The organism is Hymenobacter sp. BT559 (assembly GCF_016427535.1).
Taxonomy (GTDB): domain Bacteria; phylum Bacteroidota; class Bacteroidia; order Cytophagales; family Hymenobacteraceae; genus Hymenobacter.
Window position 1 is genome coordinate 954,313 of record NZ_JAELXV010000002.1, and the last position, 25,401, is coordinate 979,713.

Consider the following 25,401-nt stretch of genomic DNA (forward strand, 5'->3'; position numbering starts at 1 on the left):
AAAGTTAGGCCACAGGCGGCGCAACCGCTACGGGCACGGCCGGCGTGCTCACTAGCTGCGCCTGGTAGGTGGGCAGCAGCCCCAAAAAGCGCTCTACCGTGGCATCTAGCGACTGGTAGCTGACGCCGCCCGAGGCGTTGTGGTGCCCGCCGCCCTCGAAGTGGCTGCGCGAAAAATCGCTCACCGAGAAGTCACCTACCGAGCGGAAGGAAATCTTTACCGCCGAGCCGCGGTCAATAAAAATGGCTGCAAACACGATGCCCTCGATGCTAAGGGCGTAGTTGACGAGCCCCTCCGTGTCGCCGGTTTTGCTGTCGTAGTCGCGCAGCTCCTGCTGCGTCACGGCAATGTAAGCCGTGTTAAACTCACGCTTTACCGTTAGTTTATCCTTCAGGATATACCCTAGGAAGCGCAGCCGAATCTCGGAGTGCGAGTCGTAGATGCGCCGGTGCACCGAGGCAAGGTCGATATGGGCATTCAGCAACTCGGCAATGATGAGGTGCACATTGCGCGAGGTGCTAGGGTGCCTGAACGAGCCCGTATCGGTCATGATGCCCGCGTAGAGCGCCTCGCCCATGCCCTGGTCTACAAGGTCCTGGTCGCCTAGGTCCCGGATTATCTCGAAAATCTGCTCGGCCGTGGCCGCCGCCGCTGGGTTCGAAAAGCTCACGTCGGCGAAGCTTTCGGGGCGCTGGTGGTGGTCGATAAGCACCTTGGTGCCCGGCGCCTGCCGCACGTATTCGCCCAGCTCATTGATGCGGGCCAGGCAGTTGAAGTCGAGGCAGAAGATGAGTTCGGCGCGGCTCACGAGGTCGCGCACCTGGCGGTCGTTATGGCGCGGCTCATACACTACTACCTCATCGTTGCCCTGCATCCAGTTGAGGAAGGCCGGGTAGTCGGACGGCGTGACCACCGTTACCGAATGGCCTTTTTTCTTGAGGTAGCTGGCCCAGGCCAAAGAGGAGCCTAGGGCATCCGCGTCAGGCTTGTGGTGGGTCGTAATGAACACCTGCTTGGGCTGAGCCAGCAAGGCCTGTAGTTCGGAAACGGAAGTGGACATCGACTAAGTGAATGGCCTGCAAATGCGAAAAAAAGCGGATTGGGCTAACTAAGAGCAAATAGGCCGGCAAAGGTCGGCATGAATTAGGTTTCAACAAGCAGAGTGCCTGGGAAGGTTCGCCCGGAAGTGAATAAGCGCCTCGCTCCGGCTACCTTTGCGCCCCCAACCTATTTTCCCCGAATAACCGAATGGCAACCAATCGCACCTTCACCATGATTAAGCCCGATGCCGTGGCTGAAAACCACATTGGCGGCATCCTGAGCATGATTGAGCAAGGCGGCTTCCGCATCGTGGAGCTTCAAAAAGTAAATCTGACGCCCGAGCGCGCCGGCGAGTTTTACGCCGTACACAAGGAGCGTCCTTTCTACAACGACCTCGTAAAATATATGTCGAGCGGCCCCATCGTAGCCGCTATTCTGGAGAAAGACAACGCCGTAGCTGACTTCCGTACCCTCATTGGCGCCACCAACCCGGCCAACGCCGAGGAAGGCACCATCCGGAAGAAATACGCCAAAAGCATTGAGGCAAACGCTGTGCACGGCTCGGACTCGGACGAGAACGCCCAAATCGAAGGTCAGTTTTTCTTCGGCAAATAAGCCCGCTAGAAACTCGCCCTAAAGCCAAAAAAGCCGCTCTGCATCACGCAGGGCGGCTTTTTATTTATGCTGTAATCAGACTTTTTTTGTGCCAAATTTGTACTGAATTGGAACTTGGCTAGTTCCCAAATAAGTGATTGGGTTTCGGTAAGCTACTTACCTCGAAGTAGTAACCTTCTATGTTATCGGGCTCAAAATAAATGGGAAGCGTAACGCCCTGGCGCAGATGAGCGCTCGGGTCAAAGGAGAGGCGCTCGCTTTCAAAGGTGTATTTCTTACCAGTAGCTGGGTTTTGCCATTGGCTGTAAATGTAGTAGAAACGCTCGCCATTACCGCCGCGCAACAAACTCTCTTCTATCTTGGTGATGGGTGGGTCGATGCGCTGACCAAATTGTACTAGCCGCTCTCGACGACGTTGCTTGCGCAGCCGAAAAGCGCTGTATACTCCGCAGGCAGCCGTAACTACCAAGCCATACAGGATATTGCCTAGAAAGCTTGATATGGCGTCTGGCAAGGTGGGCGGGCGACTCTGCTCAGGTAATAGCGGCTGGCAAATAGAATAGATGGTACCCAGTACGCCAACCAAGATTGGCAGGCCGCCAAAGCCAAACCAAAAAAGCTTTCCCACTACTGGCAACGCTTTAAACAGTGCCTTGAGGTGGGTTTTCATGGCATAAAACTCCTCTGTGATGTCGTTAATCAAAAACAAGGGCTTGCTTGGCGCGATTACCAGCAAGCCCTCACTCTTGGTTGCCTAAGCCTGCTCTACTGAGAGCACGGGCTCGGGGTAGTCGTTTTCGACTTTCAGCGGGTCGTGCTTATGCTTAAAGATGAGTACGAACAGTACCGCGATGATGAGCGCGTAGGCTGCAAAAGCCAGCCAGATGCCTTGCCAATCTTTGTTGCCGCTGGCATCGGTAAAGTAGTTCTGGATAACCAAGCCGCTAATGGAGCTACCTAGAACGGCGCCAAAGCCATTGGTCATCATCATAAACAAGCCTTGGGCACTGGCCCGGATGCTCGGCTGGGTCTGAGTTTCGACAAACAGCGAGCCCGAGATATTGAAGAAGTCGAAGGCCATGCCATACACGATGCATGACATAATAATCATCCAGAGGCCGTCGGCGGGGTTACTATAGGCCAGCAATCCAAAGCGTAGTACCCAGGCAATCATACTGAACAGCATCACCTGCTTGATGCCGAAACGCCGCAAAAAGAACGGGATGGCCAGGATGAAAAGCGTTTCCGAAATCTGCGAAATCGACATGATAAAGGCAGGGTGCTTTACTGAAAGCGTATCGCGGTAAGCAGGTACTTTGTCGAAGTCGTGCAGGAAGGTGTCGCCGTAGGCATTGGTAAGCTGCAAAGCGGCACCTAGGAGCAGCGCAAAGGCAAAGAAGGTCGCCAGCTTGCGGTCGCGTAGCAGCGCAAACGATTTCAAGCCCAGCGCATCAACCAGCGAGCGGCCCGAGGCACCCTTAGAGGGCGGCGGGCAGGCAGGCAGCGTAAAGGCGTAGAAACCCAGTAATAGCGCCGCGGCGGCGGCTACAAAAAACTGGTTGGCCGACTTCTCGAAGCCCAGGAACGTGACCGTCCACATGGCCGCAATAAAGCCAACGGTGCCCCAAACCCGAATAGGCGGATAGTCCTTTACCACGTCGAGGCCCTGGCTTTTCAACGCCGAGTACGACACGGCAATTGCCAGCGCCAGCGTGGGCATGTAGAAAATCATGTTCAGCAGGATAACCCAGAAGAACAGGCCGGGGTCCGTCACGAACGGGATGCAGCAAAGCGTGAGGCCGCCCAGCAGGTGCAACACGCCGTAGAGCTTTTCGGCGTTTACCCACTTATCGGCCACAATGCCCATGAGCGAGGGCATGAAAATGGACGCAATGCCCATGGTTGAGAAAATAGCGCCGAACTGCGCGCCCGACCACTGCTTGGTCTGAAACCAGTAAGCTCCAATCGTAATCAGCCACGCACCCCAAATAAAAAACTGGAGGAAGCTCAGAATAGTAAGACGCAGCTTGATGCTCATGCAGGCACAAGTAAAAATGTTGAAAGTAGCTTTTGTTGTTAAAGATACAAGTTAACCTACCAGAAACACAGTAACCCGCCTGCCGATTAAAGCGGTTTAAGCCTCATTATGAAGCGATTTTACTACCTAGGGCCCAACAAAAAGCCCACCGGCGCGGGGCCGGTGGGCTTCTATTAGGTTAGGCGAGGGGACCTAGGCGGCAGCGTAGCGCTTGTTCACCTCATCCCAGTTGATGAGGTTGAAGAAGGCCGCGATGTAGTCGGGGCGACGGTTCTGGTACTTGAGGTAGTAGGCGTGCTCCCACACGTCGATGCCCAGGATAGGGGTGCCTTTGCAGCCGGTATCGGGCATCAGCGGGTTGTCCTGGTTCGGGGTCGAGCAAATTTGCAGCGAGCCATCGGCCTGCTTGCACAGCCACGCCCAGCCGGAGCCGAAGCGCGTGGTGGCTGCTTTGGCAAACTCCTCCTTGAACTTGTCGAACGAGCCGAAGGCTTCGTTGATTTTGGTGGCTACTTCGCCCGTGGGCTGGCCGCCGCCATTGGGGCTCAGGATGGTCCACCACAGCGAGTGGTTCCAGTGCCCGCCGCCATTGTTGCGGATAGCCGGGGTGGCTTTGGCAATATTCTGAAGAATGTCTTCGAGGCTCTGGTTCTCAAACTCGGTGCCTGCGATAGCGGCATTGAGGTTGGTAACGTAGGCTTGGTGGTGCTTGGTGTGGTGAATTTCCTGGGTCTGCGCGTCGAAGGTAGGTTCGAGGGCATCGTAGCCGTAAGGCAGCTTGGGCAGTTCGAAAGCCATGTCAGTAGGGTGTTTAAAGAATGGAAACGGTAGCTAGGTAACCAGCCACCGCCCGCCCCGGTTTGGGGCGACTGCCCAAAAGTAGATTATTTCCGCTTAGCGTTGAAGAAATCACGCATCAGCACGGCGCAGTCTTCAGCCAATATGCCGGCTCGCACCTGCGTGCGCGGGTGCAGCAGTCCCAGGCCGTGCCGTCGAAATCCCACTTTGGGCTCTTCCGCCCCGTAAATAACTTGCTGCACTTGGGCCCAGGCGCTGGCCCCAGCGCACATCACGCACGGCTCGATAGTGACGTATAGTGAGCAGGCGCCTAGGTACTTATTGCCTACAAAATTGGCCGCAGCCGATAAGGCCAACATTTCGGCGTGGGCGGTTACGTCGCGCAGGCGCTCGGTTTGGTTGTGCCCGCGGCCGATGATGGTATTATCGAGCACCACCACCGCGCCAATGGGTATTTCGCCTTCGGCCAAGGCCAGACGAGCCTCAGTTAGCGCCTGGCGCATGAAATACTCGTCGGTGAGCACTATTTCAGGCTGATAGCGCTTTGCACGGCCTGGGCCACCGGCCGCCACTGCGCCTGCTCCTCGGCCGGCGCCGAAAACGAGAAGATGTATAGCTGCTCGCCCTGCACTGTATACTGGATGTACTCGTACTTTTTGAGCGTAGCCAGCGCGTTGCTGCGGCGGTTATCAGCCATTGTAGATACAAACTCTAGGGCCACAAACTCGCGGCCATTCACCTTGCGAACTTCCTGAGTCAAAAAATCTACCTTGGTATACAGGCGCTGAATGCTGGCTTTGTACATGGGTAGCAGCACATTGTAGTCGGGCCCAAACATAGTAGGCCGCACGGCTACGCTGTAGTCTACCTTGCCATTGGGGCTGCTGTACACGGCCAGCGGCTTGCGCGGCGACGGAAACTTGACCGCAATTCCTTCGTCGGGCAGCGGCGTAAAGCCCTGCGGCACCCCCACCGCGAGACCCGGCGCTACCTTCACCGACGTGAGCTTGGGCTTGGGGGCAAAGCTGGTGAGCGCGAGCAGCGAGCAGAGGAGGACGAGAACTTTCATAAGTAGGGCAAAAATAGGGTTGGCGGCTTAGGTGTATGGGCGGCACGAAAAAACGACTGTCATCTTGTGCTTGCAGCAACAGCTTGTCAGGTTGCGTCAGAAGTAGTACTCCAACGAACCGACTAGGATGCTTTGCAAGCGCAGTATGACAGTCGTCTAGATATGCTATGGCTAGTTGCGCTGGCGCGTCGGATACTTAATCCGCACCTTCTTCCAGTACACGTAGTTACCTGTTTTTGCCTCTACCAGGTAGGTGCCCGCCGAAATATGCCCTAGGTCCACGGGCGCGCCAGTATTGTTCTGCGGGTCTAGCTCCTGCTGATACACAACCTTATTTTTATAGTCGGTCATCACCAACGTGCCGGGCTTCGTGAACTGCTGCGTAAAGCTCAGCATCACGCTGTTAGAGTTGGGCTTCGGGAAGATGTCGATGCCCGAGAGCGTCTCCACGCGCTTGATGGGGCCATCGAGCGTCACGGCCGGCGCCTGGCCTTTGGTTTTGACCTCGGCGCCACTCTCATACTTGTTTTTGGTCTTGACTTTCGTTTGGGCCTGGGCGGCTCCGGCCCCAAGCAAAGCGGCTGCTAGAGCCAGCGAAGAAAGAAATTTCATGTCAGCTAGAAGGAAAAAGGATACAGCGTATAAGCAGTCCTAGGTCTCCTTTTACATACTTCATACCAAACTAAGCTGCTACCGCTCGCCAACTAGAAGTAACTTCGCCACAATTTGGCTTATCGCCCAAAGGGCTACCCCCATAAAAGCACAGCCAGCCCGGCGCAGCCGGGCGTATCCGTTAAATTCTAAAAATCCGTTTAAATCTGCGGTCCATGTTGAGAAGTCATACCAACGGCGAGCTTCGCCAAGAAAACGTAGGTCAAACCGTTACGCTAGTGGGCTGGGTGCAGCGCACCCGCGACAAAGGTGGCATTCTGTGGATTGACCTGCGCGACCGCTATGGCATCACCCAGCTAGCTTTAGAAGAAGGCGTGGAGAGCGAAGAAGTACGCGAAAAAGCGCGTACCCTAGGTCGCGAATTTGTGGTTAGCGTGACTGGCAAAGTGGCCGAGCGCTACTCCAAGAATGCGCACATCCCGACCGGCGATATCGAGGTACGCGTCGAGCAAATCGAGGTGCTGAACCCCGCCAAGCTGCCGCCCTTCCTCATCGAAGACGACACCGACGGCGGCGACGAGCTGCGCATGAAGTATCGCTACCTCGACTTGCGCCGCACACCCGTGCGCAACAACCTGATGCTGCGCCACAAGATGGCCCAGGCCGTGCGCCGCTACCTCGACGGCCAAGACTTCATTGAAGTAGAAACGCCCGTGCTCATCAAGAGCACGCCCGAAGGCGCCCGCGATTTTGTGGTGCCTTCGCGCATGAACCCCGGCGAGTTTTATGCCCTGCCGCAGTCGCCCCAAACGTTTAAGCAGCTGCTCATGGTGTCGGGCTTCGACCGCTACTTTCAGATAGTAAAGTGCTTCCGCGACGAAGACCTGCGCGCCGACCGCCAACCCGAGTTCACGCAGATTGACTGCGAAATGGCTTTCGTAGAGCAGGAGGATATTCTGAACACGTTTGAAGGTCTCGTGCGTTACCTGTTCAAGGAAATCAAGAACCTCGACTTCCCGACCGTACCCCGCATGGAGTACGCCGACGCCATGCGTTGGTATGGCAACGACAAGCCCGACGTGCGCTTTGACATGAAGTTCGTGGAACTGAACGACGTAGTAAAAGGTCAAGGCTTCCCCGTATTCGACAGTGCCGAGCTGGTAGTGGGCATCAACGCCGCTACCTGCGCCGCCTACACCCGCAAGCAACTCGACGAGTTGACCAATTTCGTAAAGAAGCCGCAGCTTGGCGCCACTGGCCTCGTGTACGCCCGCGTAGAAGCAGGCGGCGTGGTGAAGTCGTCGGTTGATAAGTTCTACTCGCAGGAGGAACTGCAGAAGTGGAAAGCCGCCTTCAATGCCAACGAAGGCGACCTGCTGCTCATCTTGGCTGGCCCGGCCGATAAAACCCGTAAGGCCCTGAGTGAACTGCGCCTAGAAATGGGCCAGCGCCTAGGTCTGCGCGACAAGGATACCTTCGCCCCACTATGGGTTGTCAATTTCCCACTGTTGGAGTACATCGAGGAGGAAGGCCGTTACTTTGCTATGCACCACCCCTTCACCTCGCCCAAGCCCGACGACCTGCACCTGCTCGACAACCCCGAGACCATCGGCCAGGCGCGCGCCAACGCCTACGACTTAGTTATCAATGGAGTGGAAGTGGGCGGTGGCTCTATCCGTATTCACGACCGCGCAGTGCAGGCCCGTATGTTCTCGCTGCTCGGCTTCTCGCCCGAAGAAGCTCAAGCGCAGTTTGGCTTCCTGCTCGATGCGTTTGAATACGGCGCGCCGCCCCACGGCGGCATTGCCTTCGGCTTCGACCGCTTGTGCTCGCTCTTCGGCGGCGCTGACAGCATCCGCGACTTCATCGCCTTCCCCAAAAACAACTCGGGCCGCGACGTGATGATTGATTCGCCTTCGCCAATCTCAGATAAGCAGCTAACCGAGCTGAGCATTAAGACGGACGTGGTCGTGAAATAAGACCTAGGTACCACAAAAAAGAGAGCGGCCACTGATACTTCAGTGGCCGCTCTCTTTTTTGTGATAATGCTATGCTAGAAGTTCCGTTCGCCCGTTTCGCGCTTGCCCAGCATAACCGAGCCAACCATGGCGGCCAGGAGTAGGATAGAAGCTAATTCAAAGGGCAGCGAGTACTCCTTAAACAGCACCATACCTAGGCGGTCTACCATGCCTATCTGCGAATCGAAGGTGGCGGCATTGTAGCCAGTAGGCTCTACACCGCGAAGTGCGGCTACCATCACCAGCAGCAACAGGCCACCCGAAACCGTAGCGGCTACCTTAGCTAGCATAGGCTTTTGCGGCTCGGTTTCTTCATTCAGGTTCAAGAACATAATCACGAACAGGAACAATACCATGATGGCCCCGGCGTATACGATGATGTTCACAGCGGCTAGAAACTGTGCGTTAAGCAACAGGTAATGGGCTGATAGCGTGAAGAACGTGAGGATAAGAAACAGCACGCTGTGCACTGGGTTCTTGGCCAGCACCACACCTAGGGCACTCAGCAGCGCAACGAACGATAAGAAGAGAAAGAGAGACATAAAAGAGTGTCATGCTGAGCTTGCGAAGCATCTTATCAGGCTCGCAACGCTCGGGTAGGTACTAGTTCTGAGGAAGGCAGCCGTGATAAGATGCTTCGTTCCTCAGCATGACAGGGAGTGAACCTAGGCAGACTGCATTTGCGTGCGCAGCTTATCGGCTTGCTCAGGCGTGAGCTGGATGCCACGCTTCGACCGGTTATCCGGTGATACGGGCTCTACTAGGCGGTCTTTACCGTAGATAAACTCGTCGCGCTCGTAGCGTGGCGGCGCCATTTTGTCAGCCTGCAAGTACACGGCGGCCTTCGGGCAAGCCTCCTCACAGAGGCCGCAGAAGATGCAGCGTAGCATATTTATTTCGTAGCTAACGGCGTACTTCTCCTCCCGGTAGAGGTTTTGCTCGCCCTTCTTGCGCTCGCCAGCCACCATCGTGATGGCTTCGGCGGGGCAGGCTACGGCGCACAGGCCGCAGGCCGTGCAGCGCTCGCGGCCCTGTTCATCGCGCTTCAGCACGTGCAGGCCACGAAAAACGGGCGAGAACGGACGCGTTTCCTCAGGGTAGCGAACGGTGATTTGCTTTTTGGTAGCAGCTCTAAAAAAGTGCTGCATGGTAATAGACAAGCCCTGGAAAATCGCCGGAAGGTAGGCCCGCTCGGCGAGCGTCATCGGCTTCTTTTCTAGTTTCTTGGCGCGGTTGCTTAGCGATTCCATATAGGTCGGTAGGGTAAGAGGGGAGGGCTAGCCGAATAGGCTGTCTACCACCACTGCTTGATTTCGGGGATGATACCGGTCGTGATGAGGCCGCCCGTCAGCAAGATATTGAAGATGGCCAGCGGGATAAGGATAGTCCAGCCGAGGCGCATCAATTGGTCATAGCGGAAGCGTGGCAAAGTCCAACGCACCCACATGAAGAAGAAAATGAACGCGAAAATTTTGGCGAAAACCGCAACTACCCCTAGGATAGCAATGATATTCTGCGCGGCATCAATAGAGAGGCCTTGCGAAGAAGACAGCCAACTGCGGAGCTCGTATTGGAAAGGGAAGTTGAAGCCACCAAAGTAGATAACGCTCATCACGGCCGAAGCCACGAATACGTTTACATACTCGGCAAAAAGGTACAGGCCCATCTTCATCGAGCTATACTCGGTGTGGTAGCCGCCTACTAGCTCCGTCTCGCACTCAGGCAAGTCGAAAGGCGTGCGGTTAGTTTCGGCAAAGGCGCAAACGATGAAGATGATGAAGCCTAGGGGCTGTTTCACCACGTTCCAGAAGTGCCACTCGCCGGGCACCGATTGTTGCAAAGTGATGTCGCGCAGCGAGAGCGAACCCGACATCATGAGCACCGCAATCAGAGCCAAGCCCATCGCCAGTTCGTAGCTAATGTTCTGCGAAGCAGCACGGATAGCACCTAGGAGCGAGAATTTGTTATTGGAAGCCCAGCCGCCAATCATGATGCCATAGACACCCAGCGACACGATACCGAACACGTAGAGCATGCCCACGTTGATTTCAATACCTTGCAGGTGCACGACGGTCTCGCCAAACTTGAGGAAATTACCAAACGGAATAACGGCCGACGACATCAGCGCTGTTATCATCGCTAAGCAGGGGCCGAAGATGAACAGCGCTTTGTTGGCGCCGCTCGGGAAGAATTCTTCCTTCGTGAAAAGCTTTACAGCATCGGCCAGCGGCTGCACAATACCAAAAGGCCCAGCGCGGTCGGGGCCTACGCGGTCTTGCAGAAACGCGGCAATTACGCGCTCGGCGTAGGTACAGTAGGTGGCAATGAGCAGCGAAATGCCGAACACTACCAGAATAACGAGGCCTTGCCAGCCTAAAGATTCGAGAGACATACAGTAGAAACTATCAGCTTAGAAGGAGGTGCCGTTGGGACCACCCAGTTTCAGCGGCGGGTTTTTCTCTAGCTCACGCACGGTGCTTTCGGGTAGGTCCGCAATCACTTGTGGATTGATTACCGGCAGCTCGTAGTGGTTGGCCGAAATAACCGACGAGCGGTCGATGTGCGCCGGGCCTTCAATAACCCAATCCGAAGTTTCCTTCTTCTCGAAGCGGCACTCGTTGCAAATCCACTCCTTCACTTCGCCATATTCGTCCTTGCGGGCGGTTACGCGCAGCACGTCCTTGCCTTTGTACCACAGCGTTACGCGGCCGGCGCATTTCTCGTGGCCACAGTCGCGGTGCGCGTTCACCGGCTTAGTAAACCACACGCGCTGCTTAAAGCGGAAAGTTTTGTCAGTGAGGGCGCCCACTGGGCACACGTCAATGACGTTGCCGCTGAAGTCCTTGTCAATCGAGTTCTCGATGTAGGTGCCAATCTCCGCAGCATCGCCGCGGCCCAGTACGCCGTGCACGCGGCCTTCGGTAAGCTGGTCGGCGGTATACACGCAACGGTAGCACAAGATGCAGCGCGTCATGTGCAACTGCACGTAGGGGCCGATATCGATTTTCTCGAAGGTGCGGCGCTCTTCCTCGTAGCGCGTGGTGCTCACGCCGTGCTCGTAAGCGAAGTTCTGAAGGTCGCACTCGCCAGCCTGGTCGCACACCGGGCAGTCGAGCGGGTGGTTGATAAGCAGCATCTCCACGATGCCTTTGCGCACATCGAGTACTTGCTGGCTAGTAGTATTTTCTACTACCATACCATCCTGCACCGGCGTAATGCACGAAGCTACAAGCTTCGGCATGGGGCGCGGGTCTTTGGTCGAACCGGCCGCTACGCGCACCAGGCAAGCGCGACATTTGCCGCCACTACCTTTAAGGGGCGTGTAGTAGCACATAGCAGGCGGTACCACACCACCGCCAATTTTGCGGGCTGCGTTAAGGATAGTAGTGCCATCTGGCACTTCCACCTCTATTCCGTCAAAAGTTATTTTAGCCATTAGAATAGCTGCTGATATACGTTTGTCATCCTGAGCTTGCGAAGGACCTTATCACGCGCGCATCATTGGACTTGTAATGGGTGCGACGAAAGCAGCCGTGATAAGATGCTTCTTTCGGTACGCAAGATGAGGCATAACAGAAGGTTAAGCCATTACTAGGTTGCCGCGGTACACGGCACCGGGTGCAGTAGCTTCTTTCGGGTGCGTCACGTGCCACTCAAACTCATCGCGGAAGTGGCGCACGGCGGCGGCTACTGGCCACGCAGCGGCTTCGCCGAGCGGGCAAATGGTATTGCCCTCAATCTGCTTGGCCACACTCACAATCAGGTCGATGTCGTGCATCGAGCCGTGGCCATGTTCGAGGCGGTGCAGTACTTTTTCGAGCCAGCCCGTACCCTCGCGGCAGGGCGAGCACTGCCCACAGCTTTCGTGGTGGTAGAAGCGCGAGAAGTTCCAGGTATTCTTCACGATGCACGTGGTCTCGTCCATAGCAATGAAGCCACCCGAACCTAGCATGGTGCCTGTCACGAAGCCCCCATCGCTCAGCGACTCGTAAGTCATCAAGCGCGGTTCACCCGCCGCAGTTTTGAGAATCAATTCCTTGGGCAGAATTGGCACTGATGAGCCCCCGGCCACTACGGCCTTCAACTCGCGGCCTTTCCAGATACCACCGCAGTACTCATCCGAGTAGATGAATTCTTCGACCGGCACACCCAGCTCCAGCTCGTAGATGCCGGGCTTGTTAAGGTGGCCACAAGCCGAGAATAGCTTGGTGCCGGTGCTGCGGCCCACGCCAATTTTGGCGTATTCATCGCCACCCATGTTCAGGATGGGTACGACGGTAGCAATGCTCTCCACGTTATTAACCACCGTGGGGCGGGCGTACAAACCTTGCACAGCCGGGAATGGAGGCTTATTGCGCGGGTTGCCACGCTTGCCTTCCAGCGATTCTAGCAACGCGGTTTCTTCACCGCAGATATAAGCGCCTCCACCTGGATGCACGTGCAAGTCAAGTGAGTAGCCTGAGCCTAGGATGTTTTCACCTAAGAAGCCAGCGGCATAAGCCTCGGCAATAGCTTTCTCCAGAATGCGCAATACATACAAGAGCTCGCCGCGGATGTAGATATAGCTCGTGCGGGCACCTAGGGCGTAGCTACCCGCAATCATGCCCTCAATGAGCAAGTGCGGTAGCTTCGACATCAGGTAACGGTCCTTGAAAGTGCCTGGCTCCGACTCGTCGGCGTTGCACACCAAGTAGCGCGGCACGCCCTCGGGCTTAGCGAGGAAGCTCCACTTCATACCCGTAGGGAAGCCAGCGCCGCCGCGCCCACGTAGGCCCGACTTTTTTACTTCTTCCACTACCTCTTCGGGCGTCATTTTCAGCGCCTTTTCCACGGCGCGGTAGCCGCCGTGCTTACGGTATACCGCGAAGGTTTCGATACCTTCGACGTTGACGTGTTCAGTTAATAGCTTGCGTCCCATAATATTAACCTTTTAGCTATTAGTTATTTTGTAAAGAGGTTGGCAAGCCATTTTCTTCCCAAGGCAGAATAGGCCGGTGCACAAGGCCGCGGAGCTCATTGAGCATGGCGTTCACGTTTTCTTCCGTGTCAAGCGACTCGTAATATTTCTCCCGTACTTGCACTACTGGGGCAAAGCCGCAAGCGGCCAGGCATTCTACTTCTTTCAGCGTGAACAAGCCATCGGGGGAAGTGCCGCCCACTTGTGCACCCGTAATGCGCTCTAGGTGAGCCGTAAGCTCATCGGAGCCGCGCAGCATGCAAGGGCCCGTGCGGCAGATTTCCAGCACGTGCTTGCCAACCGGCTTAAGGTTGAACATCGTGTAAAACGTGCTCACCTCGTATACCTCGATAGGCCGCAGGCCTAGGGTTTCAGCCACCAGGTCTTGTACCTCGGGGCTTACCCAGCCACCAAACTCGGCCTGTGCAATGTGCAGCACGGGCAGCAAGGTCGACTTCTTGCGGTCGTCGGGGTAGTGCGTGAGCAATCGCTTAATCTCGGCCTGGGCAGCGGGTGAAAACTGAGGTTTGGCGGCGGGGGTGGTCGGCTCCATATCGGGTACTTTCAACTTAAAAACTAGGCGTCTAGCTCGCCGGCAATCACGTTCATCGACGACAGAATAACAATGGCGTCGGAAAGGCTCGTGCCCACTACCATCTCCGAATAAGCTTGGTAGTAGATGAAGCACGGCCGGCGGAAGTGCAAGCGGTAAGGCGTGCGGCCCCCGTCCGAAATCAGATAGAACCCGAGCTCGCCGTTGCCACCCTCTACCGAGTGGTACACTTCACCTACCGGCGCTTCAATCTCACCCATGATGATTTTGAAGTGGTAAATCAGCGCCTCCATGTTCTTGTACACGGCCTGCTTGGGAGGCAGGTAGTAGTGCGGCGCATCGGCGTGGAACGGGCCTTCGGGCAACCGGTCAAGCGCCTGATTAATAATGCGCAAGCTCTGCCAAATCTCTTCGTTGCGCACCAGAAAGCGGTCGTACGTGTCGCCGTTGGTGCCTACCGGAATGTCGAACTCAAAATCCTCGTAGCTCGAGTAGGGGTTCATCACCCGCACGTCGTAGTCTACGCCCGCGGCCCGCAGGTTGGGGCCAGTAAAGCCGTAGTTCAACGCTTTCTCCGCCGTAATGGGGCCCACGTTTACCACGCGGTCCATGAAAATGCGGTTGCGGTTGAACATCGACTCAAACTCTTTCATTACAGCCGGGAACTCCTTCAGCCACTTGCGCAGCTTTTCGATGGCTACCGGCGAGAAGTCACGCTCCATGCCGCCTACGCGCCCCATGTTGGTGGTTAGGCGCGAGCCGCAGACTTCTTCGTAAATCTCGTAAATCTTCTCGCGCTCCTGAAACACGTAGAGGAAGCCCGTGAAGGCGCCCGTGTCTACCCCTAGGATGGAGTTGCAAATGAGGTGGTCGGCGATACGGGCCAACTCCATCATTATCACGCGCATATACTGTGCACGCTTCGGTACTTGCACCCCTAGAAGCTTCTCTACCGTCATGTGCCAGCCCATGTTGTTGATGGGCGACGAGCAGTAGTTCATGCGGTCGGTGAGCGGCGTAATCTGGTAGAACGGCCGCCGCTCGGCAATCTTCTCAAACGCACGGTGGATGTAACCGATAGTCGGCACGCCCGAGATAATGCGCTCACCATCCATTTGCAGGATGTTTTGGAAAATGCCGTGCGTAGCCGGGTGCGTAGGACCTAGGTTAAGGGTCGTTAGCTCCTGCGAGAAGTCATTGAGCGTAGGCACCAACTGGCCGCCCTGCTGCTCCTGGGCTTCCTGAATAATCTTATGAGTCCCTGCTAGGGTGTCGTTTACTGCCATTATGCGCTATGTCATGCTGAGCCCGCGAAGCATCTTATCAGGTTCGCTTAACTCGGATAGTAACTAATTCTGACGAAGGCAGCCGTGATAAGATGCTTCCTTCGTCAGCATGACAATCTATAGAAATTAGCGACCGAAGAAGAGGTCGGTTTTGTCTTCGCGGGTGCCATCTTCGAGCGGGTACTGCCGGCGCATGGGGTGATAGTCCATGTCCTCCACATTCAGAATGCGGCGTAGGTTGGGGTGGCCGGTGAAGATGATACCAAAGAAATCGTAGGCTTCACGCTCCATCCAGTTGGCGGTGGCGTAGAGGTCCGTAAGGGTAGGCACTACCGGGTCGGCCAACGGGAAGAAAATCTTGATGCGCAGGCGAACATTGTGCACTAGGCTGTGCAAGTGGTATATCATCCCAAGCTCCTGGTTTAGGTTCTCGGGGTAGTTGATACCGCACATCGTAGTCAGGAAGTGGAATTTTAGCTCCGTATCCTGCTGCAAGCCCGCAATAATATTGTGAATGTGCTCGCGCTTCGTCGTCACAGTCAGCAAGCCATAGGGCTCCTCCACATCCGTAAATGTAGACTCGCCAAACAGGCGATGCAGCAGGGCTAATACCTGCGCGTTTTGCTGAGTGGTAGGGTCTTGGGCAGCGGCAGTTTCCTGAGCAGCAGTAGATTCTTCTTTGGTTGGGTCAGCCATTGGGCTTCTGGTTTTCGGTTTTTGGTTTTCGGTTCTCGGTGATTCGCTTGAAAGCCAACAACCGAAAACCAGTTACCAAAAACCAGACAATTACTTGATGTTATAGGAGGCCAGCAGCGCCTGGTATTCGGGCGAGTTGCGACGGCGGATGCTCTCGTTTTTAGCGAGGTCCTGCACGCGCATCAGGCCGTCGAGCACCTGCTCGGGGCGGGGCGGACAGCCAGGAATGTACACATCGACCGGAATGATGCGGTCGATGCCTTGCAGCACCGAGTAGGAGTCGAAGATGCCGCCCGAGCAAGCGCAGGCACCCATAGCCAGTACCCAGCGGGGCTCGGCCATCTGCTCATACACTTGCTTCACGATGGGCGCCATTTTCTTGGCGATGGTACCCATCACCATCAGCAGGTCGGCCTGGCGGGGCGAGAAGCTAGGACGCTCCGAGCCAAAGCGCGAAATGTCGTAGTGGGCGCCCATGGTAGCCATGAACTCGATGCCGCAGCACGAGGTAGCAAAGGGCAGAGGCCACAGCGAGTTAGCGCGGGCGATGCCGACTACTTTCTCGAGCGAGGTAGCAAAGAAGCCAGCGCCTTCGATGCCCTCGGGGGCCGGCACAGATTTAATTTCAGGAACGCGGGTATCAACCATGAGAATAAGTCACTTTAGGCAGCCTGGCCAATCTCGGCGGGCTGATTTTTCAACACCGGTTTTGCCGCGAAAGTTTGGCTAGGCACGGCTTCATTCCAGCGCAGAATACCTTTTTTGATAACGTAGCCAAAACCAGCCATTAGCAAGGCCATGAAGATAATCATCTCCACAAAGCCTGCCGTGCCAAGCTGGCGGAAATTCACGGCCCAGGGGTACATGAAAATTACTTCCACGTCGAAGAGCACGAAGAGGATGGCTGTAAGGAAGTACTTGACCGATATAGGAGTACGAGCGTTGCCCACACTCTCGATACCACACTCAAAGGAGGCATCTTTCACGCGGCTGTGGCGCTTAGGGCCCACTAGGTGAGACACCACCATGGCGAAGGCGACGAACGCCACGGCTAACCCAAACTGAATGACTATCGGCAGGTAGTCGCTGGGCTGATAAGAAGAATTAACGGCAAGAAGCATAGTAGTCAGCTGATTAGCAAACGGGCGCACTGGCGCGGACAGGCAAAGGTACACCCGCGCCGGTTTGGGCAAAAACCCGACCTATGAAGCCGTGCTCTAATGGGTAGTTTCGGCGGGTTGCGGCACGCTGGGCTCGCCGTTCATGGCCCCGTCGAGATTGCCTCCGTTGAAGTAGTTTTCGGTGAAAATGCGGTAGCGGTCAAAGATGGAGCGCACCGAGCGCACCAGCACGTACTCGCCCCGAATGCCCTCGGGCACCGTCACGCCTGAGGCGTAGCCGTTCCAGATGGCGTTGTCGGTATGCGTATCGATGAGCGTGACCATGAGCGTGCCATCGAGGAGTAGCATGCGTTTGGCTAGGTAGCTGTGGCGCTGGTCTTCGGGCGTCTCGTCGTCTTCAGGGTCATTGTTCTTCACCCAGCGCGTAATGTCTTCCTGCATAAAGCCTGGGAAGCGCATGTCGCCTTCAAACAGCTTGAAGCTGACCATGAGGTCGGGATTTTTGCGCGAGTACTTGTAGCCTTGCAGGCGCATGCGCTGGCGCACGGCGTCGCGCAGGGTTTCATTGAGGCGCGTGCTATCGGCAGTGAGGCCGGCGCTGTTGAGAAAGCCGTAGGTGCGGTAGTGCCGGAAGCGGCCGCGGTAGCTGTAATTGGACTCGATGCGGGCTTCTCGGGAAGTCAGGCAACTTGATAAGAAACCTAGGCTTAGTAGGCAGATAAGCTGAAGAGTAAGGGTGAGCTTCATGAGGAACAGGAGGGTAGTAGTAAACAACTCCCTAAGCTACGCCAAGAAATTCATTTGTTGCACATTGCCCAGCTTGTAAGTGAGTTAACCGTGACCTAGGTGCTCATGCGGAGGTGCCGGTGGCGGTTTTAGCGAGAAAATAGTTTGTTGCACGAGCCGTTGTAAAGGACGACATGGCTGGCTGCGGCGCGAAGATTACCGATACCCCGCCGCCTGCAGCTGAAACAGCTCGGCATAGCGGCCGCCCTTGGCTAGTAATTCTTCGTGCGAGCCAATCTCCTGTACGCGGCCGTGCTCTACCACCAGGATGCGGTCGGCCATGCGCACGGTGCTGAAGCGGTGCGAAATGAGGACGGCCGTTTTGCCCTGGGTCAATTCTTTGAAGCGCTCGAACACTTCGTACTCGGCGCGGGCATCGAGCGCAGCGGTGGGCTCGTCGAGGATGAGCAGTTGGGCCTCGCGCATGTAGGCGCGCCCTAGAGCAATTTTCTGCCACTCGCCACCGCTCAGGTCCACGCCACCGTTAAAGCGGCGGCCTATCATCTGGTCGTACCCTAGGGGCAGTTTGGCAATGACCGTATCGGCAAGACTCTGGTGGGCGGCTTGCTCGATGCGCGGCTGGTTTTGACGCTCCGAGATGCGACCCACGGCCAGGTTCTGACCCGCGGGCAACTGGAAGCGCACAAAGTCTTGAAAAATGACACCGATTTCTTGGCGTAGCTCGGCGGGGTCGTATTCGCGCAGGTCATGTCCATCGAGCAAAATGCGGCCCTCGGTGGGGTCGTAGAGGCGGGCCAAGAGCTTAACAAGCGTGGTTTTGCCGGCGCCATTTTCGCCCACCAGGGCTAGCTTCTCGCCGGCCCGCAGCTCAAAGCTGAGGTTGCGTAGGGCCCACTTCTCGGCGTTCTTGTAGCGGAAGCCCACGTTTTCGAACGTGAAGCCCTGGCGAATGGGCCTAGGGAACGGCCGCACGGCCTGCCCAGTGCTAGGCCGCACAATGCGCGGCGCTATCTGAAAAAAATCAAAAAAATCTTGCAGATACAGTGCCCCATCGGCTACCTGGCTGAAACGGCTCAGGATGCCTTCAAGCAAACTGCGCAGCCGGGCAAATGACCCCGCCAAAAACGTGAGCTGACCAATAGAGATAGCGCCCCCCACAGCTTGCTTAATAATATAGATATAAGCCCCATAGTAGCCCGCCGCACCAACTGCCGCGAATACCGTGCCCCAGCCGGCCCGGCGCAGCGCCAAGCCTTTGTTTTGCCGGTAAAACTGATCAGACAGCGTTTCAAAACGAGTAATCAGGAAGTCGGACAAGCCGAAGATTTTGACCTCTTTGGCCGTTTCGTCGCTAGCGCCGGTTTGGCGCAGGTAGTCGAGCTCGCGGCGTTCGGGCGTCCAGGAGTGCGAAAGCGAGTAGCTGCGCTCGTTGAAGTGGCTTTCGCCCAAGAAGGCGGGTACCACCGCCAGCAGCAGCAAGCCCAGCAGCCAGGGCTGAAAGGCCACTAAGCCGCCGGCCAGCAGCACCAGCGTCACGGCGTCCTGGCCCTGGGCGAGCACCTGGCTCATGAGCACCGAGCGCGAAAGCGTTTGGCGGCGGGCGCGCTCCAGCTTGTCGTAAAATGTGCTGTCCTCAAATTGGTCGAGGTCGAGCTCGGCCGCGTGCCGCATCAGGCGCACCGAACTGGCGTTGGCAAACAAGTCACCTAGGAGCGAGTCGAGCAGGGCCACGGCCCGGCCTAGGGCATCGGCCAGCAGCACCAAGCCAAACTCCAGGGCTACCAGCCCCAGCACTGGGCCCAGCACTCGCGCCGCGGGTGGTAGCTTGCTGAGTTGCACCACATCATCAAGGATAAGGCGGCCCACGTAAAGTGTGGCCAGGGGCAGAGCTGCTCGCAGTAGCCGCAGCGCAATATTAGCCAGCGTGAGCGCCGGCGAGGTGTGCCAGATGAGCTGGAGAAAGGCCGGAAGGTGCCGCAGGGCCGATACCCGCTCGCGCACGCTCACGGCAGGTTTTTCGGGGCTGCGCTTGTGGTTAGGGTTTTTAGCAGATATTTTCTCTAGTAGCGATGATAACCAAGTCATAGGCTACTGGTACGGCACATTTGGGGCCGGGGTAGGGGAACGGCCGTTTTGGCAGACCTAAGTAGTACCTGGTGCTTCGGGCTTAGTGCTTATTAAGTAGGGGGTGGAGGCAAGCCTAAAATAGTAAAACAAGCTACCCGCTAAGCACCAGACACTAGGCACCAAGCACCACCACTAAACACTAATTCCCGACCTTTGCATTACTTATGCTTGGTTCATATTCGCGCGGCTTCTGGCTGATGTGCCTGTCGTCGTTTCTGTTTTTCCTGTCCTTCAACCTGCTGCTGCCCGAGCTGCCCGACCACCTGGCGCACCTAGGCGGCGGTGAGTACAAAGGTTTTATCATTGCCCTGTTCACGCTTACGGCGGCTATCTCGCGGCCGTTTTCGGGCAAGCTGACCGATACCGTGGGCCGCATTCCGGTAATGGTGTTTGGCTCGCTGGTTTGCTTTGTGTGCGGGTTTGTGTATCCGTGGGCGCTCACGGTCAGCAGCTTTCTGCTGCTGCGGCTGCTGCACGGGTTCAGCACGGGCTTCAAGCCCACGGGCACAGCCGCCTTCGTAGCCGACATCGTGCCAGCCGAAAAGCGCGGTGAGGCCATGGGCCTGCTCGGCGTGACGGGCAGCCTAGGTATGGCGGCCGGGCCGGCTTTCGGCTCGTGGGTAGCCGAGCATTTCTCTTTGAATACTATGTTTTACTGCTCTAGCGCAGCAGCTTTGCTGTCGGTGCTTGTGCAAGGCACGCTCACCGAAACGCTACCTAAAGCACAGCGGCAGCGGTTTAGTCCCGCTTTGCTCAAGCTCAAGCTAGATGAGATACTTGAGCCCCGCGTGCTGGCGCCGGCCCTCACCACACTGCTATGCCTGTTTCCGTACGGCGCGGTGCTTACGGTGATACCCGACCAAAGCCGGCTACTCGGGCTGACCGGGCCCACCAAGGGCTTGTTTTATATCTGCTACACCGTGGCTTCGCTAGGTGTGCGGCTAGTGGCGGGCAAGGCTAGCGATACCCACGGGCGAGTACCGGTGCTCCGCTGGTCGGCAAGCATCCTGGCCCTGGGGCTGGCGGTGCTGGTGTGGTCGCCGTCGGTGCCGGTGTTTTTGCTGGGCGCTGTGATATTCGGTATTGGCACCGGGCTCAACTCCCCCACGCTTTATGCCTGGACCATCGACCTCAGCCACCCCGAACGCCGGGGTCGGGGCGTGGCTACTATGTACATCGCGCTCGAAATCGGCATTGGTATCGGCGCGCTGCTGGCTGGCTGGATTTTCGACAACCAAGCCCTGCGCCTGCCCTGGGTGCACGCCATAAGCCTGGCGAGTGTGCTAGCGGCCTTGGCCTACCTGCTGCTGGGCGTGCGGGCCACCCCCGTTGGCATACCCGCTACCGAGGCCGAGGTAGCTACTGCACTTGCCGTAGGAGCACCTGAAGAAATGGTGTAAGAATGATGAATAAAACTTGCTAAGCAGCTAGGGCACACGTAAGTTTACGGGTCTTCTTAAAGCTTTATAGTTTTATTTCAATTCTTACCTTTTTTTCTGCAATGGAAACAACTCTACGCATCTTGGTGCAGAGTGTATTGGGTGCCGCTGCTGTGCTAAGCACAACCGCTAGCTACGCGCAGCAGGCCCCAGTGAAGCCAGTCGTCATCAAGTTTGGGCAGCCTGCTCCGCAAGATTTCGATGACAAAAATTTTGTGCGCGACAGCGCCGCCGCGGCCGTAGTGCTGTACGACAATGGGGCGGCGCGCTTCCGGCTCAACGGCACCAGCTTTCAGCTAGAAACCGAGCGCACCACGCGCATCAAGATTCTAAAGAAAGCGGGCTACGACTACGCCACCGTGGAGGTACCGCTCTACCACCGCGATGGTGACGAGGAGAAGATAACGGCGCTAAAAGGGTTTACCTATAACCAAGTAGGCGGCAAAATCGAGAAGGTGAAGCTCGAAAGCGCCAATATGTTCAGCGAAGAGCGCACCAAAAACGTGCGGGTGCGCAAGTTCACGCTGCCCAATGTGCGCGAAGGGGCCGTTATCGAATACACGTATTCGGTGACTTCGGATTTTCTCTTCAACTTCCAGCCCTGGGTTTTTCAGCGCGATATCCCTACCCGCTGGAGCGAGTTTCGGGCTACTATTCCCGAATATTTCGACTACCAAATGCTGATGCAGGGCTACCAGCCCTTGGCGCTGCAAACCCGGGAGGAGACGGGCGCGCAGTACGTGGCCTCGGCGCGGGTGCAAAAAGCCGACCTAGGGGGCACCCACTCGGCCACCGAGACCGAAGCCATTCAGGCTCGTGCCACTGCCTATCACTGGGCGATGCAAGATGTGCCGGCGCTGCGCGATGAGCCCTACATGACTACGATGCGCGACTACGTAGCGCGCATCGACTTTCAGCTGGCAGGCGAGCGCATGCCGGGCCAGGCCTACCAGAACGTGTCGGGCAACTGGACCAAAATCAACAGCCTGCTGCGCAACAGTACCGAATTTGGCGGGCTCTTGGACCGGGCGGGCTTTCTGGATGCATCACTCAAGCCGCTGGTGGCGCAGTACCCTGACCCAGCCGCCCGTGCGGCGGCTGTGCGCGACCTCGTGGTGAAGGCTGTGAAGTACAACGGCACCAACAACTACTGGGCTACGGGCCCGCTCAAGCGTAGCTACGAGCTGCACCGCGGCACGGCCGCCGATGTTAACCTGCTATTCATTGCGGCCCTGCGCCAGGCTGGCCTGCCAGCCGAGCCCGTGCTGCTGAGCACCCGCAGCCACGGCCGCGTGAACGAGCAGTTTCCGATGCTCGACCAGTTTAACTACGTAATTGGGGTGCTGCCGCTGGCCGATAATAAGGAGTTGCTGCTCGACGCCACCGAGCCGCTCCTGCCGTGCGGCATTCTGCCCGAGCGCTGCCTCAACCAGATTGGGCGCCTCATCCCGAGCAAGGAGGTAGAAGGCCGCTGGGTAAGCCTAGCGCCCAACCAGCGCCACAGCCACTTTCAAAATATTAGCTTGACCGTGGACGCCCAAGGCAACCTAAGCGGACAGGTGCGCGAAGAGCACGGCGGCTACGCCGGGGCGGCGGTGCGCGAAAAAATACAGCAGGTAGGGGAGAAGAAGTACGTGACCGAGCTGGTGGGCCGGCACGCCAACTGGGAGGTGCCTACCTATAAGTTCAACGCCGTAGAATTGCTCAACCAGTCGATAGCGCTGAGCTACGAGCTGCGCCAGCCGGCTAGTACCCCCGGCACGGCCCAAGAGATATACCTGACGCCGCTGGCCACCTTCGGCGAAACGCAAAACCCGTTCCGGCACGAGCACCGCACCTATCCCGTCGATTTTGGCGCCATGACCCAAGACGTGATAGTGATTACAATGGTACTGCCCGCCGGCTACACCGCCGAACTGCCCAAGCCCGCTACCATTGCGCTGCCTGACAATGGCGGCCGCTACCTCTACTCGGCCACTAGCCCGACCCCCGGCACGGTGCAGCTGATGAGCCGCCTCACCTTCGACAAGCCCGTGTATGGCGCAGAAGAGTACGAAGGCCTGCGCGAGTTTTACCGCCGCGTGCTGGCCAAGCAAGCCGAGGCGCTGGTGCTCAGAAAGAATGGCTAGCCCAAATGGGCCGGGCCCTAGGTCCGGCCCACGGGCTCACTTTTTATAAAGCGCTATGCTACGCACTATTTTTAAGCAGCCCTGGCGGGCTGTGCGGCTGGCCGTGCTGGCGTTGGCGCTGCCCAGCGCCGCGGCCGCCCAAACCACTGCCTCGGCCAAGGCGGCGCTGCCCATCAAGTTTGGCCAGCCCGACCTAGGGGACTTCGAAGCCAAGAATTTTGTAGCCGACAGTGGGGCTGCGGCCGTCATCCTCTGCGATTATGGCAGCTCGCAGTTTAGCAGCTCGGCGGGCCACTTGGTCATTACTACCGAGCGCACCACGCGCATCAAGATTCTGAAGAAAGCGGGCTACGACTACGCCACCGTCGAAGTGCCGCTCTACCACCGCGACGAGCGCGCCGAAAAACTAGGTAACCTGCGCGGCTTTACCTACCTGCGCGGGGCCGATGGCAACGTAACCAAAACCAAGCTCGAAGCCAGCAATATCTTCGATGAGAAGCGCACCAACAACCTGCTGGTACGCAAGTTCACCCTGCCCAATGTGCAGGAGGGCGCCGTGATTGAGTACAGCTACGTGGTAACGTCGACTTTCTTCGATAACTACCAGGACTGGACGTTTCAACACGCCATCCCGACGCGCTGGAGCGAGTACCGCACCAGTATTCCGCAGGTATATCACTACAAGATATTGTACCGGGGCTACCTGCCGCTCGCCATCAATGAGGGCAGCGTGGGCTCGGTAAGCCTACTGCTGGCCAATCGGCTCAGTGCTGGTGCTGGGGCCGGCGCGGGCATGGAGGTAGGTACTTCGGGCGTGCACATGAGCACCGAGCAGCACCGCTGGGTGGTGCGCAATGCGCCGGCCTTTCGCGAGGAGCCCTACAGCACTACGCCCAACGACTACCTAGCGCGCATGACGTTTGAGCTGGCGGGAATTCAAATGCCTGAGGAAGAGTACCGTGACCTCACCGATAGCTGGGCCAAGAAAAACAAGCTGCTGCTGGAAAGTGAAGAATTTGGCAAGGCCTTCACGAACAGTAAGTTCTTGGCGGCCGAAGTGCAGCCTTTGATAGCTCAGCACCTGGAACCGGCACCTAGGGCCGCCGCCGTGCGCAACTTGGTAGTGAAAGCCGTGAAGTACGACGGCACCGACCGGTACTGGGCCACGGGCCCGCTCAAGCGCAGCTACGAACAGCACCGCGGCACTGCCGCCGACGTGAACCTACTGCTCATTGCGGCCCTGCGCGAAGCCGGCCTAACGGTAGAGCCCGTGCTGCTGAGCACCCGCAGCCACGGGGCCGTTAGCCAAGATTATCCGCTGCTTGAGCAGTTCAACTACGTGGTGGCCCTAGTGACCCTGCCCGACAATAAGGAGCTGCTGCTTGATGCTACCGAGCCGCTGCTGCCCGCAGGCATTTTGCCCACGCGCTGCCTTAGCCAGGCCGGCCGCACGGTACCCACCACTGGCGAGGGCCGCTGGGTAAGCCTGGTGCCCGCTCAGCGCTACAGCCACTACCAAGAGGCTACCTTGGCCGTAGATGCCCAAGGCAACCTAAGCGGCCAAGTGCACGAAGAGCACGGCGGCTACGCGGGCCTCGAAGTGCGTGAGAAGCTGCAGCAGCTAGGGGAGAAAAAATACGTGACCGAGCTAATAGCCCGCCACCCCGGCTGGGAAGTGGCCAAGTACGCATTCGCTAAGCAAAGCACCGTAGAGCAGTCGCTGGGCCTGAGCTACGAGTGGCGGCAGCCGGCTACCACCAGTGCCGCTGCAACCGAGCTCTACCTTACGCCTCTCAACTACTTTGGGGAGCGGCGCAACCCGTTTCAGCACGAAGACCGCAGCTACCCCGTCGACCTAGGAATGCTGCAGCAGGATATTGTCCGGGTCACGCTGACTTTGCCGCCGGGCTACGTAGCCGAGCTACCCAAAGCAGTGAGCCTAGTGCTGCCTAATAATGGGGGCCGCTACCTCTACTCGGCCACCTCGACCACGCCTGGCACAGTGCAGTTTGTGAGTCGCCTCACCCTCGACAAGCCTGTGTACAGCGCGGCCGAGTACGGCGCCCTGCGCGAGCTCTACCGCCTGCTACTGGCCAAGCAAGCCGAGGCGCTGGTTATCAAAAAGGCTGGGTAAGAAACAGATTTTCGAAATAGT

The 25,401-nt window shown here is 57.4% G+C and carries 23 protein-coding genes and 1 pseudogene; 5 read left to right on the plus strand and 19 right to left on the minus strand.

The window, feature by feature from the left end; all coding sequences use genetic code 11:
* Positions 1 to 4: 4 nt before the first annotated feature.
* Positions 5 to 1,060 carry a DHH family phosphoesterase gene (locus JAO77_RS10475; RefSeq protein ID WP_198990290.1) on the minus strand — a complete coding sequence of 352 codons (1,056 nt, stop codon included), beginning with the start codon at positions 1,058 to 1,060 and terminating at the stop codon, positions 5 to 7.
* Positions 1,061 to 1,248: 188 nt separating this feature from the next.
* On the opposite strand from JAO77_RS10475, the gene JAO77_RS10480 reads away from it, so the two are divergent.
* Entirely contained in the window at positions 1,249 to 1,656 is a 408-nt protein-coding gene (locus JAO77_RS10480) for a nucleoside-diphosphate kinase (protein ID WP_198990291.1), read from the plus strand.
* 118 nt (positions 1,657 to 1,774) lie between these two features.
* On the opposite strand, the gene JAO77_RS10485 is transcribed toward JAO77_RS10480, so the two are convergent.
* The 6 genes from JAO77_RS10485 to JAO77_RS10510 all read right to left on the minus strand — a co-directional run bounded on the left by JAO77_RS10485 (position 1,775) and on the right by JAO77_RS10510 (position 6,173).
* Positions 1,775 to 2,359 carry a hypothetical protein gene (locus tag JAO77_RS10485; RefSeq protein ID WP_198990292.1) on the minus strand — a complete coding sequence of 195 codons (585 nt, stop codon included), beginning with the start codon at positions 2,357 to 2,359 and terminating at the stop codon, positions 1,775 to 1,777.
* Positions 2,360 to 2,410: 51 nt separating this feature from the next.
* Complete coding sequence (locus JAO77_RS10490) at positions 2,411 to 3,694, minus strand: nucleoside permease (RefSeq protein ID WP_198990293.1); 1,284 nt, start codon at positions 3,692 to 3,694, stop codon at positions 2,411 to 2,413.
* 192 nt (positions 3,695 to 3,886) lie between these two features.
* A complete protein-coding gene (locus JAO77_RS10495) occupies positions 3,887 to 4,492 on the minus strand; it encodes a superoxide dismutase (protein WP_198990294.1) in 606 nt (201 codons plus the stop codon).
* Between the two features lie 86 nt (positions 4,493 to 4,578).
* Complete coding sequence (locus JAO77_RS10500; protein WP_370550057.1) at positions 4,579 to 5,016, minus strand: nucleoside deaminase; 438 nt, start codon at positions 5,014 to 5,016, stop codon at positions 4,579 to 4,581.
* Positions 5,016 to 5,561, minus strand: a complete 546-nt coding sequence (locus JAO77_RS10505) for a hypothetical protein (RefSeq protein WP_198990295.1) — start codon at positions 5,559 to 5,561, stop codon at positions 5,016 to 5,018. The genes JAO77_RS10500 and JAO77_RS10505 overlap by 1 nt, the downstream gene beginning before the upstream one ends.
* A gap of 171 nt (positions 5,562 to 5,732) precedes the next feature.
* Positions 5,733 to 6,173: a T9SS type A sorting domain-containing protein gene (locus JAO77_RS10510; protein WP_198990296.1), complete on the minus strand. Its 441-nt coding sequence runs from the start codon at positions 6,171 to 6,173 to the stop codon at positions 5,733 to 5,735.
* Positions 6,174 to 6,388: 215 nt separating this feature from the next.
* Between JAO77_RS10510 and aspS the strand changes: the two genes are divergently transcribed.
* Entirely contained in the window at positions 6,389 to 8,152 is a 1,764-nt protein-coding gene (gene aspS / locus JAO77_RS10515) for an aspartate--tRNA ligase (RefSeq protein ID WP_198990297.1), read from the plus strand.
* Positions 8,153 to 8,226: 74 nt separating this feature from the next.
* Here aspS and JAO77_RS10520 read toward each other — a convergent pair whose 3' ends face one another.
* From JAO77_RS10520 to JAO77_RS10575, 12 genes and pseudogenes are all read right to left on the minus strand, one after another.
* The gene (locus JAO77_RS10520; RefSeq protein WP_144852374.1) at positions 8,227 to 8,733 is read right to left on the minus strand and encodes an NADH-quinone oxidoreductase subunit J family protein; all 507 of its coding nucleotides are present in this window, start codon (positions 8,731 to 8,733) and stop codon (positions 8,227 to 8,229) included.
* Between the two features lie 123 nt (positions 8,734 to 8,856).
* On the minus strand, positions 8,857 to 9,441 hold the full coding sequence (locus JAO77_RS10525; protein ID WP_235998348.1) for a NuoI/complex I 23 kDa subunit family protein: 585 nt from the start codon (positions 9,439 to 9,441) through the stop codon (positions 8,857 to 8,859).
* 44 nt (positions 9,442 to 9,485) lie between these two features.
* Entirely contained in the window at positions 9,486 to 10,583 is a 1,098-nt protein-coding gene (gene nuoH / locus JAO77_RS10530; RefSeq protein ID WP_144852378.1) for an NADH-quinone oxidoreductase subunit NuoH, read from the minus strand.
* Positions 10,584 to 10,601: 18 nt separating this feature from the next.
* A complete protein-coding gene (locus tag JAO77_RS10535) occupies positions 10,602 to 11,627 on the minus strand; it encodes an NADH-quinone oxidoreductase subunit G (protein ID WP_144852380.1) in 1,026 nt (341 codons plus the stop codon).
* Between the two features lie 144 nt (positions 11,628 to 11,771).
* Entirely contained in the window at positions 11,772 to 13,109 is a 1,338-nt protein-coding gene (gene nuoF, locus JAO77_RS10540; protein ID WP_198990298.1) for an NADH-quinone oxidoreductase subunit NuoF, read from the minus strand.
* Positions 13,110 to 13,128: 19 nt separating this feature from the next.
* Positions 13,129 to 13,701, minus strand: a complete 573-nt coding sequence (locus JAO77_RS10545; RefSeq protein WP_198990299.1) for an NADH-quinone oxidoreductase subunit NuoE family protein — start codon at positions 13,699 to 13,701, stop codon at positions 13,129 to 13,131.
* Positions 13,702 to 13,724: 23 nt separating this feature from the next.
* Positions 13,725 to 14,987, minus strand: coding sequence for an NADH-quinone oxidoreductase subunit D (locus tag JAO77_RS10550; protein ID WP_198990300.1), 1,263 nt, complete (start codon positions 14,985 to 14,987; stop codon positions 13,725 to 13,727).
* 126 nt (positions 14,988 to 15,113) lie between these two features.
* On the minus strand, positions 15,114 to 15,683 hold the full coding sequence (locus tag JAO77_RS10555) for an NADH-quinone oxidoreductase subunit C (protein WP_198990301.1): 570 nt from the start codon (positions 15,681 to 15,683) through the stop codon (positions 15,114 to 15,116).
* Positions 15,684 to 15,773: 90 nt separating this feature from the next.
* A complete protein-coding gene (locus JAO77_RS10560; protein WP_144852391.1) occupies positions 15,774 to 16,331 on the minus strand; it encodes an NADH-quinone oxidoreductase subunit B in 558 nt (185 codons plus the stop codon).
* Positions 16,332 to 16,426: 95 nt separating this feature from the next.
* Positions 16,427 to 16,804: pseudogene (locus tag JAO77_RS10565) on the minus strand (NADH-quinone oxidoreductase subunit A); the annotation flags it as partial.
* Positions 16,805 to 16,900: 96 nt separating this feature from the next.
* On the minus strand, positions 16,901 to 17,551 hold the full coding sequence (locus tag JAO77_RS10570) for a DUF4136 domain-containing protein (RefSeq protein ID WP_198990303.1): 651 nt from the start codon (positions 17,549 to 17,551) through the stop codon (positions 16,901 to 16,903).
* A 195-nt stretch (positions 17,552 to 17,746) separates the two neighbouring features.
* Positions 17,747 to 19,636, minus strand: a complete 1,890-nt coding sequence (locus tag JAO77_RS10575; RefSeq protein ID WP_198990304.1) for an ABC transporter ATP-binding protein — start codon at positions 19,634 to 19,636, stop codon at positions 17,747 to 17,749.
* A gap of 206 nt (positions 19,637 to 19,842) precedes the next feature.
* Between JAO77_RS10575 and JAO77_RS10580 the strand changes: the two genes are divergently transcribed.
* The 3 genes from JAO77_RS10580 to JAO77_RS10590 all read left to right on the plus strand — a co-directional run bounded on the left by JAO77_RS10580 (position 19,843) and on the right by JAO77_RS10590 (position 25,380).
* Positions 19,843 to 21,078: an MFS transporter gene (locus JAO77_RS10580; RefSeq protein WP_198990305.1), complete on the plus strand. Its 1,236-nt coding sequence runs from the start codon at positions 19,843 to 19,845 to the stop codon at positions 21,076 to 21,078.
* Between the two features lie 101 nt (positions 21,079 to 21,179).
* Positions 21,180 to 23,246 carry a transglutaminase family protein gene (locus JAO77_RS10585; protein WP_198990306.1) on the plus strand — a complete coding sequence of 689 codons (2,067 nt, stop codon included), beginning with the start codon at positions 21,180 to 21,182 and terminating at the stop codon, positions 23,244 to 23,246.
* 55 nt (positions 23,247 to 23,301) lie between these two features.
* Positions 23,302 to 25,380, plus strand: coding sequence for a DUF3858 domain-containing protein (locus JAO77_RS10590; RefSeq protein ID WP_198990307.1), 2,079 nt, complete (start codon positions 23,302 to 23,304; stop codon positions 25,378 to 25,380).
* The last annotated feature ends 21 nt before the right edge of the window (positions 25,381 to 25,401 follow it).

Excerpts from the sequence above, each read along its gene's own strand:
- JAO77_RS10535 (WP_144852380.1), bottom strand. The coding sequence starts at position 11,627 with ATGGCTAAAATAACTTTTGACGGAATAGAGGTGGAAGTGCCAGATGGC.
- JAO77_RS10495 (WP_198990294.1), bottom strand. The coding sequence starts at position 4,492 with ATGGCTTTCGAACTGCCCAAGCTGCCTTACGGCTACGATGCCCTCGAA.
- JAO77_RS10490 (WP_198990293.1), bottom strand. The coding sequence starts at position 3,694 with ATGAGCATCAAGCTGCGTCTTACTATTCTGAGCTTCCTCCAGTTTTTT.
- JAO77_RS10585 (WP_198990306.1), top strand. The coding sequence starts at position 21,180 with ATGGAAACAACTCTACGCATCTTGGTGCAGAGTGTATTGGGTGCCGCT.
- JAO77_RS10560 (WP_144852391.1), bottom strand. The coding sequence starts at position 16,331 with ATGGTTGATACCCGCGTTCCTGAAATTAAATCTGTGCCGGCCCCCGAG.
- JAO77_RS10580 (WP_198990305.1), top strand. The coding sequence starts at position 19,843 with ATGCTTGGTTCATATTCGCGCGGCTTCTGGCTGATGTGCCTGTCGTCG.
- aspS (WP_198990297.1), top strand. The coding sequence starts at position 6,389 with ATGTTGAGAAGTCATACCAACGGCGAGCTTCGCCAAGAAAACGTAGGT.
- JAO77_RS10550 (WP_198990300.1), bottom strand. The coding sequence starts at position 14,987 with ATGGCAGTAAACGACACCCTAGCAGGGACTCATAAGATTATTCAGGAA.
- nuoH (WP_144852378.1), bottom strand. The coding sequence starts at position 10,583 with ATGTCTCTCGAATCTTTAGGCTGGCAAGGCCTCGTTATTCTGGTAGTG.
- JAO77_RS10520 (WP_144852374.1), bottom strand. The coding sequence starts at position 8,733 with ATGTCTCTCTTTCTCTTCTTATCGTTCGTTGCGCTGCTGAGTGCCCTA.
- JAO77_RS10480 (WP_198990291.1), top strand. The coding sequence starts at position 1,249 with ATGGCAACCAATCGCACCTTCACCATGATTAAGCCCGATGCCGTGGCT.
- nuoF (WP_198990298.1), bottom strand. The coding sequence starts at position 13,109 with ATGGGACGCAAGCTATTAACTGAACACGTCAACGTCGAAGGTATCGAA.
- JAO77_RS10505 (WP_198990295.1), bottom strand. The coding sequence starts at position 5,561 with ATGAAAGTTCTCGTCCTCCTCTGCTCGCTGCTCGCGCTCACCAGCTTT.
- JAO77_RS10570 (WP_198990303.1), bottom strand. The coding sequence starts at position 17,551 with ATGAAGCTCACCCTTACTCTTCAGCTTATCTGCCTACTAAGCCTAGGT.
- JAO77_RS10545 (WP_198990299.1), bottom strand. The coding sequence starts at position 13,701 with ATGGAGCCGACCACCCCCGCCGCCAAACCTCAGTTTTCACCCGCTGCC.
- JAO77_RS10525 (WP_235998348.1), bottom strand. The coding sequence starts at position 9,441 with ATGGAATCGCTAAGCAACCGCGCCAAGAAACTAGAAAAGAAGCCGATG.
- JAO77_RS10590 (WP_198990307.1), top strand. The coding sequence starts at position 23,302 with ATGCTACGCACTATTTTTAAGCAGCCCTGGCGGGCTGTGCGGCTGGCC.
- JAO77_RS10575 (WP_198990304.1), bottom strand. The coding sequence starts at position 19,636 with ATGACTTGGTTATCATCGCTACTAGAGAAAATATCTGCTAAAAACCCT.
- JAO77_RS10555 (WP_198990301.1), bottom strand. The coding sequence starts at position 15,683 with ATGGCTGACCCAACCAAAGAAGAATCTACTGCTGCTCAGGAAACTGCC.
- JAO77_RS10510 (WP_198990296.1), bottom strand. The coding sequence starts at position 6,173 with ATGAAATTTCTTTCTTCGCTGGCTCTAGCAGCCGCTTTGCTTGGGGCC.
- JAO77_RS10475 (WP_198990290.1), bottom strand. The coding sequence starts at position 1,060 with ATGTCCACTTCCGTTTCCGAACTACAGGCCTTGCTGGCTCAGCCCAAG.